The 18,049-nt window shown below is 76.0% G+C and carries 7 protein-coding genes; all 7 read right to left on the reverse strand.

Annotation, left to right across the window (positions count from 1 at the left end; all coding sequences use genetic code 11):
- Window positions 1–1,392, reverse strand: a 1,392-nt coding sequence (locus FHS37_RS38240) for a condensation domain-containing protein (RefSeq protein WP_311136986.1), incomplete at its 3' end; no start/stop codon positions are given.
- 7 nt (window positions 1,393–1,399) lie between these two features.
- Window positions 1,400–6,952, reverse strand: coding sequence for a non-ribosomal peptide synthetase (locus tag FHS37_RS38245; protein ID WP_184829871.1), 5,553 nt, complete (start codon window positions 6,950–6,952; stop codon window positions 1,400–1,402).
- On the reverse strand, window positions 6,949–8,286 hold the full coding sequence (glyA, locus tag FHS37_RS38250; RefSeq protein ID WP_184829879.1) for a serine hydroxymethyltransferase: 1,338 nt from the start codon (window positions 8,284–8,286) through the stop codon (window positions 6,949–6,951). Before glyA ends, FHS37_RS38245 begins: the two co-directional genes overlap by 4 nt.
- 481 nt (window positions 8,287–8,767) lie before the next feature.
- Window positions 8,768–12,679: an SDR family NAD(P)-dependent oxidoreductase gene (locus FHS37_RS38255; protein ID WP_184829874.1), complete on the reverse strand. Its 3,912-nt coding sequence runs from the start codon at window positions 12,677–12,679 to the stop codon at window positions 8,768–8,770.
- On the reverse strand, window positions 12,676–13,464 hold the full coding sequence (locus FHS37_RS38260) for a thioesterase II family protein (RefSeq protein WP_184829875.1): 789 nt from the start codon (window positions 13,462–13,464) through the stop codon (window positions 12,676–12,678). The genes FHS37_RS38255 and FHS37_RS38260 overlap by 4 nt, the downstream gene beginning before the upstream one ends.
- A 535-nt stretch (window positions 13,465–13,999) precedes the next feature.
- Complete coding sequence (locus FHS37_RS38265; RefSeq protein ID WP_184829876.1) at window positions 14,000–15,019, reverse strand: ParB/RepB/Spo0J family partition protein; 1,020 nt, start codon at window positions 15,017–15,019, stop codon at window positions 14,000–14,002.
- A gap of 589 nt (window positions 15,020–15,608) precedes the next feature.
- Window positions 15,609–17,603 carry a condensation domain-containing protein gene (locus FHS37_RS38270; protein WP_184829877.1) on the reverse strand — a complete coding sequence of 665 codons (1,995 nt, stop codon included), beginning with the start codon at window positions 17,601–17,603 and terminating at the stop codon, window positions 15,609–15,611.
- Window positions 17,604–18,049: the final 446 nt, after the last annotated feature.

The following is an 18,049-nucleotide window of genomic DNA, read 5'->3' on the forward strand; positions in this document are numbered from 1 at the left end:
GGCCGTGGCGTTGTACTCCTCGAGCAGCAACGCCCGCTCGGCCGGCTCCAGCACCTCCACCCGCCCCACCGGCACCGACGGATCGGCGACCAGCTTCCGCAGCACCGTCACGTAGCGCTCGCCGATGGACTGCACCGTCGTGCGGTCGAACAGGTCCGTGGCGTACTCGATGGTGCCGCGCGCCCCGCCGCTGCCGTCGGGGGCGATGTTGAACTCCAGGTCGAACTTGGCGGTGTCGTTGCCGAGCTGCTCGAAGTCGAGGCGGGCCTCCAGGCCCGGCAGGTCGATCTCCGGGGTGGAGATGTTCTGCCAGGCGAAGAAGACCTGGAAGAGCGGGTTGTAGGCGGTGGACCGCTCGGGGCTGAGCCGGTCCACCAGCATGTCGAACGGCGCGTCCTGGTTCTCGTACGCCTGCAGCGCCCTGTCCTTCACCTGCTCCAGGAGCCCGTCGAAGGTGGGGTCGCCGGCCAGCCGGACCCGCAGCACCCAGGTGTTGACGAAGAAGCCGATCAGGCCGGCCAGGTCCTCGTCCACACGGCCCGCGATCGGCGAGCCGATCGGGATGTCCTCGTCGCCGCCCAGGTGGTGCAGGAGGACCGCGAGCACCGACTGCAGCACCATCGACACGGTCATGCCGCGCTCCTGCGCCATCCGCTCCACCGCCGCGCGCAGCTCCGGCTCGATGCGGAACTCCACGTGGTCGCCGGCGTGCCCGGCCACCGGCGGGCGGACCCGGTCCAGCGGCAGGTTCAGCGGCTGCCGGAGGTCCGCCAGCTGCTCCTGCCAGTAGGCCAGCTGGCTGTTCAGCTCCGAGTCCGGGTCGGTCTCGTCGCCGAGCATCTCCCGCTGCCACAGCGTGTAGTCGCTGTACTGGACCGGCAGCTCCTCCCAGTCCGGTGCGCGGCCCGCCAGGCGGGCGGCGTACGCCTCGGACAGGTCCTTCAGGAGCGGGACCGCCGACTCGCCGTCCGCCGCGATGTGGTGGAAGAGCAGGACGAGCACGTGCTCCCGGGGCGCCGACCGCAGCAGGTGGGCCCGGACCGGGATCTCCGCGTACAGGTCGAAGGCGTACGAGATGAGCTCCTGGACGGTGTCGTCCACCTCGTCCGGCTCCACCGGCACGACCGGCAGGTCCGGGACCGTGCGGACGGCGCCGGCGCCGCCGGTCCGGCCGGCCGGCAGGACCCGCTGGAACGGGACGCCGTCCCGTTCGGACAGGACGGTGCGCAGGACCTCGTGGCGGTCCACGACGTCGCCCAGGGCCGCGGTGAGCGCGGGGACGTCCAGGTCACCGGACAGGTGCAGGGCGAGCGGCACGTTGTAGGTGGCCGATGCGCCTTCGAAGCGGTCGAGGAACCACAGCCGGCGCTGGGCGTAGGACAAGGGAATCACGGTGGGTCTACTCCTTGGTCATCTTGCGCAGACGGGGCCGGCTCCCGGTGGCCGCTGCGGCCTGGACGTGACCCGAGAACTCCGCGATCGTCGAGTACTGGAAGAGGGTCCGGATCGAGGCCTCGAGCCCGAGGGTCTTGCGCATCCGGCCGATCAGCCGGGTCGCCTTCAGCGAGTTGCCGCCGAGGGCGAAGAAGTCGTCGTCGATGCCGACCCGCTCCACGCCGAGGATCTCGGCGAACAGCGCGCACAGCGCCTCCTCCTGCGGGGTGCGGCCGGGCCTGGGTCCGTCGGCGGCGGGAGCGGTGCCGGGCTCCGGCAGGGCCCGGTGGTCCACCGTGCCCTCCGGGGTGAGCGGCAGGTCCGGGAGGACCGTCACCGTCGTCGGGACCATGTGCGCGGGCAGCCGGTCGGCCACGAAGTCGCGCAGCGCCTGCTCGGTGGGGGCGGCGTCCGGCAGGGGGACGGCGTACCCGGCGAGCTCCGGCGGGCCGCCGTCCGGGCCGGGGCGGGCCGTCACGGTGGCCCGGGAGACCTCCGGGTGGGCGGCCAGGGCCGCCTCGACGTCCCCGGTGTGCACCGGCCGGCCCGAGATCCGCACCAGGTCGCCGGTGTGCCCGGCGTACTCCAGCTCGCCGTCGGCGCTCCAGCGGGCCAGGTCGCCGGTGCGGAACATCCGCGAGCCGGGCGGCCCGTAGGGGTCGGCGACGAACCGGCGGGCGGTGAGCGCCGCCTGCCCCTGGTAGCCGAGGGCGAGGTCGCCGGCCAGGTACAGCTCGCCGGTGACGCCCGGCGGCAGCAGCTGGAGTCCGGCGCCCAGGACGTAGGCGCGGACCGGGGCGAGGGGGCCGCCGAGCGGGACGGGGCCGGTGTCGGGGTGCCCCTCGGCGGTGGTGAGCGCGGTGGCCGGGACGGTCGCGGCGGTGCCGTAGGCGTGGACCACCCGGACCCCGGCGATCCGTTCACGGATCCGGCGGACGAGGGAGCCGAGCAGCACCTCCCCGGTGAGGACCGCGGTGCGGACCCGGAGCGGGGCGGTGGTGCGGTCCAGGATCCCGGCGAGCCGCGGGGCCGAGGTGCTGATCACCTCGCCCTGCCAGCCCTGCGCCGAGAGGGCGGCGAGGTCGCGGGGCACCTCGGCGGTGGCGCCCGCGCACAGGGCGCCGAGGATCTCCAGGGCGGCGGCGTCCACGTGCCCGGAGAGCGCCAGGACCCGGTCGCCGGGGGCGATCCCGGCGACCGCGGCGAAGCGCCGGACCTCGGCGTTCAGCAGCTTCCAGGGGACCGCGGCGCCGTCGGGGTCCCCGGCCGGGTAGCGCACCCAGGCGAGCTGCCGGGGCGGCGGGGCGGGGACGTCCGGGGCGGGGGCCGGGGCGCCGGCGTCGTCGGTCAGCCGGTCGAAGGAGACCGTCGGGAGGGCGGCGAAGGCCGGGTCCGGGGCGGCGCCGGGGGCGGTGACGGCCAGTTCGGGCTGCGCCTGGACCAGGGCGGCGGCGCGCCGGGCGGGGTCGGCGGCCGGGTCGGTGAGGACCCAGCCGGCGCCGGCCTTGGCGGTGGCCAGCAGGGCGACGGCCAGCTCCGGGGAGCGCGGCAGCGCGAGGGCCACCACCGTGCCGGGCCCGGCGCCGAGGCGGGTCAGGCCGCGGGCCGCCCGGTCGGTGAGCTCGTCCAGCTCCCGGTAGGTCAGCGGGGTGTCGCCGCCGGTGAGGGCGGGCGTGCCGGGCGCCACGGCGGCCTGCCGCCGGAACAGCTCCACCACGCTCTCGCCGTCCTCCGCGGGGAGCCCGTCGTCCACGGCGTGGCGGGCGGTGAACAGGTCGCGTTCGGCGGGCAGCAGCACGTCCACCGAGGCCAGCCTGCGCTCCGGGTCGTCGGCCAGCTGCCGCAGCACCCGGTGGAAGCGGGCGGCGATCTCGCCGGCCGCGGTCCGGTCGAAGAGGTGCGGCTGGTACTGCAGGGTCAGCCGGCCGTCCTCGACGATCAGCGCCAGCGGGTAGTTGGCGCCGCCCACCGAGTCCACCGAGGTGACCTCGAAGCCGGCCGCCCGTACCGCCTCGTCGGTGCCGGCCTCGTCGGCGGGGAAGGACTGGAAGGCCACCAGGGTGTCGAACAGCGCGTCCAGGCCGACGGCCTGGTGGATGTCGGTCAGGCCGTGGTGGTGGTGGTCGAGCAGTGCGGTCTGCCGCCGCTGGAGACCGGTCAGCATGGTGGCGACGGTGTCGCCGGGGGCGCAGCGCACCCGCACCGGGAGGGTGTTGATGAACAGGCCGACCATCGACTCCACGCCCGGCAGGGTGCCGGGACGGCCGGAGACCGCCGCGCCGAACACCACGTCCCGGCGTCCGGACAGCTGGGAGACCAGGACCGCCCAGGCGCCCTGCACCAGGGTGTTGACGGTGACGCCGAGGGCGGCCGCCGCGCGGCCGAACCCGGCCGTCTCGCCGGGCGCCAGCGGCAGCGTGATCTCGCCCACCTCGGCGGCCGCGGGACGGACCCCGGCCTCGGGCGCCACCAGGGTCGGCCCGTCCAGGCCGGCGAGCTCCTCCGCCCAGGCGCGGGCGCTCTCCTCGCGGTCCTGGCCGTTCAGCCAGGCCAGGTAGGAGCGGTAGCCGTGGGCCGGACCGTCGCCCCGGCCGCCGGCCGCGTACAGCCTGGGCAGCTCGCGGGCGATGACCTGCTCCGACCAGCCGTCCAGGACGGCGTGGTGGGTGGTCAGGACGAGGACGGCGCGCTCCGGCCCGGTGCGGACCAGGGTCATGCGCAGCAGCGGCGCGGTGGCCACGTCGAAGCGGCGGGCGCGGTCCTCGGCGAGGAAGCGGGCCAGCGCCTCGTCCCGCTCGGGGTCGGTGAGGTCGCCGAGGTCCTTCTCCTGCCAGGGCAGGACGATCCCGTCCTGCGCGATCTGCCGCAGCTCGCCGGAGGCGTCCGGGGCGAAGGCGACCCGCAGGCCGGCGTGCCGGTCGAGCAGGGCCTGCCCCGCCGCCCGCAGCCGGTCGGCGTCGACCGGGCCGGTGAGGTGGTAGACGGTCTGCAGCTGGTAGGTGTCGGCGCCGCTGTCGCCGAGCATCGACTCGAAGAGCATCCCGGACTGCATCGGGGTCAGCGGCCACACCTCGGTGAACCCGGGGTAGGCGCGGCGGAAGGCGGCCAGGTCGGCGTCGTCGACGTCGGTGAGCGGCCCGTCGGCGGCCGGCCGCCCCGGCTCGTCGGCGGGAGCGGAGGCCGCGGCGAGCGCGGCGACCGTGCGGAGTTCCAGGACCTGCCGGGGGGTGACGGCCAGGCCCCGGGCGCGGGCCCGGGTGACCACCTGGATGGCCTTGACGGAGTCGCCGCCCAGCGTCACGAAGTCGTCGTCGGCCCCCGTGCGGTCGAGGCCCAGGACGTCGGCGAAGACCTCCGCCAGGTGCTGCTCGGGCCCGGCGGCCGGGGCGCGGTAGGCGGCGCCCGCCTGCTCCGGCTCGGGCAGCCCCTTGCGGTCGACCTTGCCGTTCGGGGTGAGCGGCAGCGCGTCCAGCGGGACGAGCGCACTGGGCACCATGTACGCGGGCAGCTTCCGCTCCACCAGCTCCCGCAGCGCCTCCAGGACGCCGGCGCCGGTCCGCTCCCCCGCGTCGGTGACCACGTAGGCGACCAGTTGCCCCCGGTGGGCGAGGACCGCGCTCTGCTGCACGTCCGGGTGGGAGCGCAGCACCGCCTCGATCTCGCCGAGTTCGATGCGCAGCCCGTTCAGCTTGACCTGGAAGTCCTTGCGGCCGAGGAGTTCGATCAGGCCGTCGGCGCCGTACCGGGCCATGTCCCCGGTGCGGTAGAGGCGTTCGGTGACCCCGGCGTGGGTCCAGGTGAAGAAGCGTTCGGCGGTCAGCTCGGGGCGGCCCAGGTAGCAGCGGGCGACGCCGGTGCCGGCCACGTACAGCTCGCCCGGGACGCCCGGGGGGACCGGCTGGAGGGCGTCGTCCAGGAGGTAGACGCGCTGGTTGGCCATGGGGCGGCCGTAGGGGATGCTCGGCCAGTCCGCGCCGACCTCGCCGATCTCGTAGACCGTGGAGTGGATGGAGGCCTCGGTGACGCCGCCGAGGGCGAGGATCCGCATGCGCGGGGCGACGCGGCGGGCGCGGTCGGGCAGGGGGACCGGGATCCAGTCGCCGCCGAGCATGGCGGCGCGCAGCGAGGTGACCGGGTCGGCGCCGCTCTGCTCCAGGTGGTCGACGAGGAGTTCGAGGAGGGCCGGGGCGGTGTTCCAGACGGTGACGTCGTGGGCGCGCAGCAGGTCCGCCCAGTGGGCGGGGTCGCCGACGCGGTCCGGGTCGGGGACGACGACGGTGCCGCCGACCGCGGTGATGCCCAGGTACTCGTAGACGGACATGTCGAAGCTGGGCGAGGAGAGCGAGAGCACCGCGTCGCCCTCGCCCGCGCCGAAGCGGGAGTTGAGGTCGGCGAGGTTGTTCATCACCCCGCGGTGCTCCAGCGCGATGGGCTTGGGGGCGCCGGTGGAGCCCGAGGTGTGGATGACGTAGCAGAGGTCGTCCGGGCCGGCGAACGGCTCGGGGTCGTGGCCGGGCAGCGCGGACAGGTCGGTGCCGTCCTCGCCGAGCAGGACCGGGGAGGTCTGGCCGCCGGGGAGCCGGTCGGCCAGGGACCGGGTGGTGACGGTGACCGTGCAGGCGGTGCCCTCGGACATGGCGGCGATGCGTCCGGTGGGGTAGTCCGGGTCGAGCGGTACGTAGGCGCCGCCGGCCTTGAGGATGCCGAGGATGCCGACGAGCAGCTCGGGCGAGCGCTTCAGGCAGAGGCCGACCCGGACGTCGGGGCCGACGCCGAGGGCGCGCAGGTGGTGGGCGAGGCGGTTGGCCTCGGTGTTGATCCGCTCGTAGGTGAAGTGCTCGCCGCGGTGGATCAGGGCGCTCGCGCCGGGCCTGCGGGCCGCCTGCGCCTGGAACGCCTCGTGGAGGCAGCCGGCGGCGGCCGGAAGGTCGGTCTCGGTGCGGTTCCACTCGACGAGGACGCGGTGCAGCTCCTCGTCGGAGAGCAGCCGGAGGGTGGCGACCGGCTCGTCGGGGCGGCTCAGGGCGTCCTCGGCCAGGGTGGCGAAGTGGCCGAGGAGCCGCTCGGCGGTGGCGGCGTCGAAGAGGTCGGGGTCGTGGAAGAGCGCCAGGCCGCCGTCGCCGTCCACGGTCAGCTGCAGCTCGTACGGCCCGCCGGGCGCGGCCGGTCCGTCGCCGGTGGTGAACCGCAGGGCGACCGGCGTGGGGCCGGCGGCGGGCCCGGTGGTGAGGGCGGCGGCGATCCGCCGCGGGGTGGACTCGCCGGTGACGGTGACGCGGACCTGCTCGGTGCCGTCCGGGCCGGTGCGGGCGAAGGAGAGGTCCTGCTGGCCGGTGCAGCGGAACAGCAGTGCGGCGAAGGCCGCGGTCAGCGCCTCGACCCGGGGCGGGCCGCCCGGCCCGGCCGGGGCGCCGGAGACGGACCGTGCCACGGCCGAGCAGCGGGGCAGGGCTCCGGGGCGGCGCGGCCGGTCGGCCGGCAGCAGCACCGGGGCGGTGTCCTTGCGGTCGCAGTTCACTGGCCGGCTCCAATCAGGGGGGCGAGGCTGCTCTCCCGGCTCTGCAGGGGCAGCGGGTGGCGGGCGCACAGCTCGCGCACCTCGGCGCGGAATCCGGCGGCCCGTTCCGGGTCGATGCGGTACTCGGTGTCGCCGAGCGGGACGGTGGCGTTCAGCACGGCGTGCACCAGGTGGGCGCAGCGCCGGGCCTGGTCGGGGCCCATGCCGCGCTGGGCGAGGATGTTGGTGCCGAGCCGGAGGCCGCTGGTGACCAGCGGCGGCTTGGTGTCGCCGGGGATCCGGTTGCGGTTGGCGAGGATCCCGCACTCCTCCAGGGCGCGTTCGGCGACCACCCCGGTCAGCCCGTACTCGCCGATGTCGAGCAGCACCATGTGGTTGTCGGTGCCGCCGGTGAGCACCCGGTGGCCGAGCTCGGCCAGCTCGTCGGCGAGGGCGGCGGCCCCGGTGACGGTCAGACGGGCGGTCTCGCGGAACTCCGGTCCGGCGGCCAGCGCGAACGCGCGGGCCTTGGCGGCGATGGCCGCCGGGCTGGGGGTGCCCTGCGACTGCGGGAAGACCGCGCGCTGCATCAGCCGGGACAGCGGGGTGCGTCCGTCCGGGCCGGGCGTGCGGTGCTCCTCGCCGCTCAGGATCAGCCCGCCGCGCGGGCCGCCGAGCTGCTTGTAGGTGGAGGTGGTGGTGAGGTGGGCGACGTCCACCGGGCTGGGGTGCTCGCCCGCCGCGACCAGTCCGGCGATGTGCGAGATGTCGGCGAGGAGGTAGGCGCCGACGGTGTCGGCGATGGCGCGGAAGCGCTCGAAGTCGACGGTGCGCGGGTAGGCGCTGGCACCGGCGATGATCACCTGCGGCCGGTGCTCGGCGGTGAGCGCGGCGACCTGCCCGAAGTCGATCCGGCCGGCGGCGTCCAGGCCGTAGTGCACGGCGTGGAAGTGACGGCCGGTCACCGAGGCGGGCGAGCCGTGGGTGAGGTGGCCGCCGGCGTCCAGGTCCAGGCCGAGGAGGGTGCCGCCCGGCGGGATCAGTGCGGAGAGCACCGCCAGGTTGGCCGAGGAGCAGGAGTGCGGCTGCACGTTGGCGTAGGCGGCGCCGAACAGCTCCTTGGCCCGCTCCACCGCGATCCGCTCGATCTCGTCGAAGCGGGCGGCGCCGGGGTGGTAGCGGTTGCCGGGGTAGCCCTCGGCGGTGACGTTCGACAGGGCGGCCCCGCCGGCGGCGAGCACCGAGGGGTCGGCGATGCTCGCCGAGGCGATCATCGCCAGGGTGGCGTTCTGGCTCCGCACCTCGGCGTCGAGCAGCAGCGCCAGCTCGGGATCGGTGCGGCGCAGGCCCTCCATGCCGGCCCGCAGCAGCGCGGCCTGCTCCCCGTCGGCGTCCTGCCCGGCGTGCCCGTGGGCGGACGGCGCCCCTTCCGTTCGCCACTGAGCGGTCATGTCGTACGCCTCTTCTCTCGTCCGGTGTGTTCGGTTCTTCCGGCGTTCCCGGTGCTTTCCGTGCCTGTGCGGAAACCGAAAGGAATTCGCCCCGCCATGCCGTACCGGGGATCTCTTTCCGATTTCCGTGCGGTTCTTCGGTCCGGGAACGACAGTAATCAGCGGGCACCCCTCCGACAAGGCGCCGCATTACCGCCGGAAGGGAATCGCGAGCAGGTGTGGAGAGGACTTCGAGCGAGCCTCCAGAGCCCGCGGGACAAGGTTTTCCCGAGCACGGGAAAACGGCGGAAAGAATACGGAACCCACCTCCGCATTCTTTCCGCCGCTTGTTTCCTCAGGGTCTTCCCGGGGCGGTGCGCGCCCTTTCGCGCCCGTCCCGGCCGGCTCAGCCCGCGGCCCCCGCCGGCACCGCCGCCGTCACGCCGGCCGCGGTCAGGGCCCGGCCGAGACCGGCCACGGTGGGGTCCTCGTACAGCTCGTTCGCGGTCAGCCGGACGCCGAACTCCTCGTCGAGCCGGGCCAGCAGGCGGGTGGCCCGCAGCGAGTTCCCGCCGACGTCGAAGAACGAGTCCGAGCGGCCCACCGCCGACTGCTGCAGCACGTCGCCCCACAGCGCGGCGATCCGCTGCTCCAGGTCGCCGACCGGGGCCTCGTGGGCCTTGCGCCGGGCGGGGCGGCGGGCGGCCGCGTCGAGCAGCAGCTCGGTGGTGTCCACCGCGCCGGCCGCGTCCCTGGGGATGCGGGCCACCCGCACCAGCCGCACCGGGACGGGGAAGTCCCGCAGCACCGGCTCCAGGGCGGTGTGCACGGCCTCCGGGTCGGTGTCCTCGGCGGTGTAGGCCACCAGGATCTCGCGGGCGCTCAGCTCGTCGGTGGCCAGCTCGGCGAGGATCACCGGGTTCTCCGGGTCCAGGCCGACCAGGAGGTAGTGGTCGGGCAGGGCGGTGGCGGCGAGGAAGGCCCGCAGCCCGTCGTCCGGGCTGAGCGCGGTGAAGCCGCGCTGCCGGGCCGGGGCGGCCGACCGTCCCCGGTTCATGCCGACGCCCTCCCACATGCTCCAGGCCAGGCAGCGCACGTCCCGGCCGCGCTCGTGGCGCCAGTGGTCGGCGAAGCCCACCAGGAAGGTGTTGGCGGCGGAGTACGCGCCGAAGGAGCGGCCGCCGAACTCGCCGTTGACCGAGCCGAAGAGCACCAGCGAGGCGCGGGGGCGGCTCTCCAGGACCCGGGCGACGGCGAGCGTGCCGGAGACCTTGGCCCGGTACTGGCGGGCGTAGCCGGCCGCGGTCTCCCGGGCCAGGGTGTGCCGCTCCAGGTCGCTCCACTGCCCGGTGACGTCGGCCGCCGCCAGGTGCAGCACCCCGTCCAGGGCGCGGCCGAAGCGCTCCTCGGCGCCGTCCACCGCCGCCCGCAGGGCGTCGGCGTCGGCGACGTCGGCCGGGACGTAGCGCACCTCGCCGAGCGCGGACAGTCCGGCGAGCGCCTCCGCCTTCTCCCCGGTGGCCTCGGAGCGTCCGACCAGCAGCAGCTTCGCCCCGTAGGCGGCGAGCAGGTACCCGGCCACGTCCAGCGCGACACCGCCCAGGCCGCCGGTGACCAGGTACAGGCCGCCGGGCACCAGCTGCGGCGGGGCGGTGGTCTCCTCCCGCCCGAGCGGCCGCAGCCGGGACCGCCAGCGCAGCCCGTCGCGGGCCGCGACCACCCCGCCGTGGGTGCGGTCGGCGAGTTCGCCGCGGAGCGCGGCGGCCCACTGCCCGCGGTCGGCGGGCAGGTCGAGCTGGCGGACGGTGGCCGCGGTGACCTCGGTGACGGCGGTGCGGATCAGGCCCGGCACCGCGCACACCCCGAGATCGACGCGGTCCCCGGGGCGGACGTGCACCGCGCCGGTGGTCAGCACCAGCAGCAGCGGGCGGGCGGCGCCCGCGGCGGGGCTCCGCTCCAGCGCCTTCACCAGCGCGGTGATCCGGGCCGTGACCTCGGCGAGCCGGGCGGCCGGGTCGGCGCCCGGGCCCGGGGCGGGCAGCGTCCAGCCGCACACCACGGTGGAGACCGCGCCGTGCTGGGCGGTCACCGTCTCGATCACCCGGGCCAGCTGCCCGGCGTCGTCCGGCGCGGCCCGGAAGCCGACCGGCGACTCCTGGACGTACGAGGTGCCCTCGCCGACGACCACGGTGCGGCCCTCGTCGAGGCCGAGGCCGGTCAGGCCGCCGGGGCCGGCCAGGACCAGCCGCACCCCCTCGTCGGGGGCGCCGGTGTCCTCGGCCGCCTCGTCGAGACGGGCCCACCGGCGGCGGAAGAACCAGGTCGTGGGCGGCTGCTCCGGGCCGTCCCCGTCCCGCGCGTCGTCGGCCGGGGCGGGGACCCGGTCCGCGAACCGGCCGGCCTTCAGGTCGGCGACGAGCGCGTTGCGCTGGATCTTCCCGCTGGCGGTCTTGGGGAACTCGGCGGTGGTCACCGGCACGATCAGGTCGGGGGCCAGGCCCACCTCCCGGCCGAGCCGGGCCCGGATGTCGCGCAGGGTGCGGTCGAGGAACTCCTCGTCCCAGCGCGTCGGCACGAAGAAGACGACCAGGCGGTCGGACCCCTCGCCCGGCTCGCGCACCCCGGTGGCGGCCGCGTAGGTGACCCGGACGCCCTCGGCCTCCTCGATCACGTTCTCCAGCTCGTGGGCGACGTAGTTGGCGCCGCGGACCACGATCTGGTCCTTCTTCCGGCCGGCGATCACCAGCTGGCCGTCGTGCACGAAGGCCAGGTCACCGGTGCGGAACCAGCCGTCGGCGGTGAAGGCGGCCCGGTCGGCCTCCGGGTTGCCGTGGTAGCCGCGCATCATGGTCACGCCGCGGATCTGCAGCTCGCCGATCCGGTCCTGGGGCAGGGTCGCGCCCTGCGCGTCCACCACCCGGATCCGTACGCCCGGCAGCGGCGCGCCGACGGTGGAGAACGACACCGCGTCCCGGCCGCTGCCGCCGCCCTCGGGGAAGCGCAGCTCGCCGTCGAAGGAGGACGGGGCGACCACCACCGTGCCGAGCCGCTCGTCGTCGCGGCTCTGGGTGGCGTAGGTGACGCCCGAGCAGGTCTCCGACATCCCCCAGGCCGGGGCCATCGCGTCGGGCCGCAGCCCGTGCGGGGCGAGCAGCTGGAGGAAGCGGCGGCAGGTCGCGGCGATGACCGGCTCCCCGCCGTTGGCGAACTCGCGGACCGTGCTCAGGTCCCAGCTGCCCGCGGCGATCCGGTCGGCGTACTCGTTGACCAGGTTGAACGCGAAGTTCGGGGCCCAGGTGTTGGTGGCCCTATAGCGGTCGAGGAGGTCCAGCCAGAGCAGCGGGTCGCCGAGGAAGTCGTCGATCCGGCCGTTGACGTGCAGGCAGCGCAGGAAGACGTCGCGGATGTTGTAGAAGACCATCGTCACGTGGTCCAGCGGCATCCAGATGACGCTGACGTCGTCCTCGGTGTAGCCGCGCCCCTGGGCGGCGGCCCAGGTGCGGGCGGTGACGCTGGCGTGGGTGTGCTGCACGCACTTGGGGACGCCGGTGCTGCCGGAGGTGAGCAGGTTGATCACCGGGGTGTGCCCGGCGGCCGGGTACCAGTCGTGGTCGGCCGGGTGCTCGGCGAGCTTCTCCACCGACAGGACCCGGACCGTGGACGCGCCCCACAGGGTGCGCACCTCGCGCAGCGCGGGCGCGGTGGCCTCGTCGGTGAGCAGCACCGGGTGACCGAGCAGCTCCCAGGCGCCGCGCAGCTTGCGGTTGGCCTCGTTGTGCGCGGTGTACGTGGTGGCCACCGCGACCGGGGTGGGGACGAAACCGCCCATGACGCACGCCCAGAACGCGGTCATGTAGGCGCGGTGGTCGGCGAACTGGAACAGCGCCGCGTCACCCGGCTCCAGGCCGGCCGCGCGCAGTCCGGCGAGGACCCGCTCGGCCTCCGCGAGGAGTTCGGGGTACGTCTGCAGCTCCGGCTCGCGGCCCGCGCGCACGTACACCGTGCCCTTGTCCGGGGCGAGCGCGGCGGCCTGCCGCAGCGCCTCCTGGAGGGTGGTGGCACCGCCCTCGGGGACGGTGGGGTCGCCGCCGTACAGCTCGGAGGACGGCTTGCCGACGGCCGCCGCCGGGGGCTGCGGGGCGGGGGCGGGCTGCGGCGCGGGGGCGCCCTGCGCTGCGGGGACGCCCTGCGCTGCGGGGGCGAGCGTGCGGGCGCTCTGCCGCACCACCGCCACCGCCTCCTGCACCCCGGGCACCGCCCGCACCGCCGCCGCTATCTCCGTCACCAGGGACGGCTCCATCGCTCCGGACGCGCTCATGACACCGCTCCCGCCGTCTCGGGCTCGAGGACGGCCCGGCCGATGTGGTCGATCAGCTCGGCCGTGTGGCCGAGGAAGTAGAAGTGGCCGCCCGGGAAGAGCCGGGTGGCGAACCCGCCGTCGGTCTGCTCGCGCCAGCCGTCCAGGGTGTCCAGCGGCGCCCGCGGGTCGTCGGTCCCGCCGAGCACCGTGATCGGGCTCTCCAGGCGGGGGCCGGGCGCGATCTCGTGGTGCTCCCACAGGTCGAAGTCGGCCCGCAGGGTGGGCAGCAGGGACGCCATCACGTCCTCGTCCTCGGCGATCTCCGGTTCGATGCCGCCCAGCCGCACCACCTCGGCGGTCAGCTCCTCGTCGGTCAGGTCGTGCAGCACCCGCACCCGTCCGCCGCTGCCCGGGGCGGGCTGCGCGGACAGGAAGAGGTGGTTCGGCCGCGGCCCGCCACGGGCCTGCAGCGCGCGGGCCAGCTCGAAGGCGAGCACCGCCCCTCCCGAGTGCCCGAAGAACGAGAAGGACCCGTCCAGGACCGGGCGCAGCGCCTGGGTCAGCACCCGCACCAGCGGGCCGACCGCGGTCACCGGGTCCTCCGCGATGCGGTTCTGCCTGCCGGGCAGCTGCACCGCGGCCAGCTCGATCTCCGGCGGGACCAGCCCGGCCCACTCGGCGTAGGCGCCGGCACCGGCTCCGGCGTGCGGGAAACAGATCAGCCGGTGGCGGTGGGTGCCGCCCCTCGACGCCCGCCAGACGTACGGCGTCTCGGCCACCAGCTCGGGGAATTCGACATCCATTCCTCACACCTCACCGTCGAAGGGATCCCGGCCGGTGGCCGGGCATATGAGTTCCACTGCGCCTTTCTCGTTCATCGCGCTCCTCGTGTTCGTCGCACCCATGCGCCCAGCTCCTTCTCCACAACTCTTCACCGCATACGGACGGACGTGATCGATACGCTTCTCATCGCTGCGTGTACAGGTTTCAGGTTTTTCCCGTGCGGCCTTCAGGACCGCCGCGCGGAATCGCTTTCCGGCTGTTCCCCCGGATCGCGCCGGCCGGCTTCCCGGGCCGGTTTCCGCATCCGCCACCAGGTCGCCTTCCCGGAGGCCGTACGGCCCGGGTCCCGGCGCGCGGGCGCCGGGTCGGCGGACGGCGCGGGCCTGCGCCGGCGGGACGACCAGCCCGCCACCCGGTTGCGGCACAGCCGGAGGATGCCCGGGCTGCCGGGAGCGGTCGCGGCCCGGTGCGCGGGCGCCGGGAGCGTGGTGCGCGCACGGCCCGGGGACGGGGAGCGGTGCGCGGCGCGCGCGGGCTCGTGGGGTCCGGGGCGGTTCACGGGCACCGCAGCTCGAGCTCGTGGGCCAGCCGCAGCCAGTGGTCGGCGCAGCGGCGCGCGGCCTGGGCCAGGGTGCCCGCGCGATGGGCCGGGACGCCCTGCGCCAGCCGGCTCCACCGCTTCTCGTCGCCGATCGCGTGCAGGCCGAGGAGGTGGAGCAGCGTCCGGCCGGCCTCGGTGCGCAGCGAGGGGTCCTTGCCCAGCTGGGGCAGCATCAGCACGAGCGCGGCGTCCGAGGTCCGGGTGGCCGGACGGCCCGGGGCCGCCGCCCGCGCGGCGCCGGGCGCCGGGGCGGTGCGGGCGCGCGGGGCGACCGGGTCCTCACCGCGCCGCATGCGGTCGCGCACGTCCTTGGCGGTGGCGGTGGCGATGCCGGCCTGCTGGGCGATCTCCCGCAGTGACGCCTCCGGGTGGGCGGCGATGATCCGGCTGGCCCGCTGCCGGCCCTCGGCCGCGTGCAGCGGCCGGACCCGGCCGTCCCTGCCCATCCGTACGTTCGACTGTTCGCTTTGGGGGGTCGAACGCCGCCGGATGGCCGCGACCGTGCCGGCCGAGAGGCCGGTGTCGGCCGCTATCCGCCGGTCCGACCAGGTGGGGCGCGCCGCCAGGATCCGGGCCGCGGCCGCGGTGCGGTCGGCCAGGGTCAGCGGCAGCCCGTGGGCGACGTTCAACCGGACCGCGAGGGCGAACGCCTCCTCCGGCTCCCCGTCGAAGAACTCCACCTCCACCTCGCTCTCGCCGCGCAGTTCGGCGGCGCGCAGCCGGTGCATGCCGTCGATGACGCGCATCGTCGGCCGGTGCACCAGCAGGGGCGGCAGCGGGGTCTCCAGGGCGGCGAGCAGCTTCACGTGCTCCTCGCTCTCCCCCTCCGCCCGGGGGGAGTCCGAGGGCTTCAGCGCGGCGAGCGGGACGGTGGTGCGCGGCTTCGTCGTGCGCGGTCCGGCGGGGGCGGTCCGGAAGGGCTCCGCCCCCGGGGACGCGGTGGCGCCGTCGACCAGCGCGAGCCGGGGGTTCACCGGGCCACCTCGGCGTGCTCCGGCTCGGTGGCCCCGATGTGTACGTCGAAGATCCTCATGACTTGGAAGTTCCTCCCCCAGTGACGGACCCGCCCCGGCTGCCGGAGTACGGCGTGCTCACTCCGCCAAGAAAAATACCAACTGGCGGGTTTTTTATCGACCCCCGGGCCGGAACTCCCTCCATGCCGATGGGTCAGCTTGCAGAACATACCGTCTGGACAACCGGATACGAGGGGTGCGGCCCGGCCGTGCGGACCACGTCACGCGCCGCGAGGTTCCCCAGAAAGATGCAGTTCAAAGGGGTTGATCAGCAGTACGGCCGACCGCCCCCGCACCCTGCGGGGGCCTCGTGGAGCCCTGCGGAGAGGCGGAGGTGCGAGGCGGAGGGCGCGCCCTCCCTGGGGCCGGGAGAGACAGAACCATACCTTCGCAGCGGTTTTCAAAGTGGCTTGAGTGGTTCTGGACCACGGCAGGTCCGGAACCGGACGCACGGGTGCGGGAGCAGCGCGGTCAGGGCACGCGGGGACGGGAACGGGGTGGGGGTCCGGAACCCGCGGGTGCCGGACCCCCGCCCCGTCGGACGGAGCGCTCAGTACGAGGGGCCGGCCCGGGTGCCGGCCGCCGCGGCGGCCAGCGCGGCGGCGAAGTCGGCGGCGCCGGTGGCGGGCGCGGCGACCACGACCGCGGGGGCGGGTCCGGCCGCGCGGTGGGCGAGGGCGCAGGCGGTCCCGGCGTCCCCGCTCAGCGCGCCGAGGACGCGCAGGCCACCGTCGGGAACGGGGTGCCGGGCGGGGAGCAGGACCAGGCGTTCCGGACCGCGGTAGGCCCGGGCCACCCGGACGTAGTACGAGCGGTCGACACCGGGGGCGGCCAGCAGGGCGACGGTGGGGGCCGCGGACGCGGGCGGGTCCCCGGCGCCCGCCCCGGATCGCGGGTCCGGTCCGGACAGGGGGTCCGCCCCGGGCCGGACCCCCGGCCGCAGCAGTACCGGGCACGCCTCCGGCAAGGGCTCCGGCCGGGCCGGGCGCAGGACGCCGCCTCCTCCCGGCGCCGGGAGGAGGGCGAGCGCCCCGGCCACCGTGGCGGGGGGCCGGGGCCCGGACAGGGCGCGCAGCAGCAGCACGGCGCGGGCGAGCACGGCGGCGGCGCCGGACGGCGCCGCGCGGTGGGACAGGGTGAGGACGAGCCGGCCGGCCTCGTCGTGGTGGGCGGAGAGGGTGGCGGGGTGGACGGTGTCCGCGCCGAGGGAGTCGGGCAGGGTGACGCGCACCCCGGCCGCGGCGAGCTCCCGCGCGGTCACGGTGTGCTCCCGCAGCGGGGTCTCGAAGCTGACCAGGGTGTCGTCCAGGGCGCGTCCGGGGGGTGTCCCGGCGCGGACGAAGTGGTCGACGGCGATGTCGCGCAGGGTGGCGGCGAGCGCGGCGAGGGTCTGCCGGGGGTCGACCGGGACGGTGACGGGGAGCACGGTGCACGGCGCGCCGGGCAGGTCGCAGGCGCCGTCCAGGGCGACCGTGCGGCCGGGGACCGCGGCCGCGAACCGCACCGGGGCGGGCCCGCCGGCCCCGGCGTCGTGGTGCAGCAGCAGGGCCCAGACCACCTGGACCAGGGTGGCCTCCGTGCACCCCCACCTCCCGGCCGCCGTGCGCAGCGCTCTGGTGCCCCCCGGGGTGAGCCACAGCCGGTGCCGGCCGGTGCCCCCGGCGTCGGCGAACGCGCGGGAGGCGACCGGGAGCCCGTCGTCGGGGTGGCGGGCGGCCAGCCAGTCGGCGTAGTCCCGCAGATCGGGGCGGCGTTCGCCGCCGGGCAGCCGGCCGCCGGCCCGGTAGGCGCGGGCGAAGGAGCGCAGCAGCAGCCGCACGCCGTGGGCGTCGAGCAGGGCCTGATGGAAGGTCAGCAGGATCCGGGCACCGGCGCGGTGGCGCAGCACGGTGATCCTGAGCGGGCCGGGACGGCGCGGGTCGACGCCGCGCGCCGGGGCGTGGGCGGGCGGCCGGGCGCCGTCCGGGACGTGGTGCACGGTGATGTCGGGTTCGACGGTGTCGAGGACCAGGACCCGGGGGTGCGGGCCGTCGTCGAAGCAGCTGCGCAGCACCGTCTCGGCGGCGAAGACCGCCCGCCAGGCGGCGGTGAACACCGCGGGGTCCAGGGGCCCGTGCCAGTCGAAGGCGAGCTGTCCGCCGTGGTGCCCGGGGCCCGGCGAGAGGTCGTGGCCGGCGAGCAGGACGCGCTGCAGCCCGGTGGCGGGCGTGCCCGCCGCGGGCAGCCGCGCGGCGCGGGCGGTGACCCGGTCGGCGAGGGCGCCCCGGACGCGGGGGCCGGCGCCCGGCAGGTGCAGCAGGTGGCGGCCGGGCCCGGCGGGCTCGAGCCGGGGGCGCGCGGCCCGGTCGCCGGGGGCACCGGACGCACCGGGCCCGTCCGGGCCCTCGCGGGCTTCGTCCAGGTCCTCGAGGACCTCGTCGAGGTCGTCGGGGCCGAGCGGACCGAGCAGGTGCAGGGCGGGCGCGTCCTGGTGGTCCGGGCGGCCCGAGCGCGTGGTCACGGCGGGCCCGGCGGCCCGCGGGGACGGGAATTCGCTGGTGGTCATGGCAGGTGCGGGGCGCGCCACGGCAGCCCCGTGCCCTCCCCCCTTCTGTGCGGAAGCGCCCGTCCAGCATGCTCCGCGCGGACCCGCCGTCGCTGACGCGGCGCTGGAGAACCGGCGGAGGGACACCGCCCGGCCGCGGTGACCGGAGTTCCGCTCCAGGCCCGCTGGAAGAGGCCTCCGCGCCCGCCCGGCCGGCCGTACCGTGCACCATCCCGGCCCTGTGGACCGACACCCGCACGCGCCCGGTCCGCACCTCCGGGATCCCGCATCCAGCCGCCTTCAGGACGAGGAGCTCGCCATGGGAACACCGGGCCCGGCACAGGCCGATTCCGTTCATCCGCACGCACCGGCCGACTCGTTCCACGTCTTCGACACCACCCTGCGCGACGGTGCCCAGCGCGAGGGCATCAACCTCACGGTCGCCGACAAGCTGGCCATCGCACGGC

This window comes from Streptomyces griseomycini (genome assembly GCF_014203535.1).
In the GTDB taxonomy this organism is placed as follows: Bacteria; Actinomycetota; Actinomycetes; order Streptomycetales; family Streptomycetaceae; genus Streptomyces; species Streptomyces griseomycini.

Excerpts from the sequence above, each read along its gene's own strand:
- FHS37_RS38255 (WP_184829874.1), bottom strand. The coding sequence starts at position 12,679 with ATGAGCGCGTCCGGAGCGATGGAGCCGTCCCTGGTGACGGAGATAGCG.
- FHS37_RS38260 (WP_184829875.1), bottom strand. The coding sequence starts at position 13,464 with ATGGATGTCGAATTCCCCGAGCTGGTGGCCGAGACGCCGTACGTCTGG.
- FHS37_RS38270 (WP_184829877.1), bottom strand. The coding sequence starts at position 17,603 with ATGACCACCAGCGAATTCCCGTCCCCGCGGGCCGCCGGGCCCGCCGTG.
- glyA (WP_184829879.1), bottom strand. The coding sequence starts at position 8,286 with ATGGAGGGCCTGCGCCGCACCGATCCCGAGCTGGCGCTGCTGCTCGAC.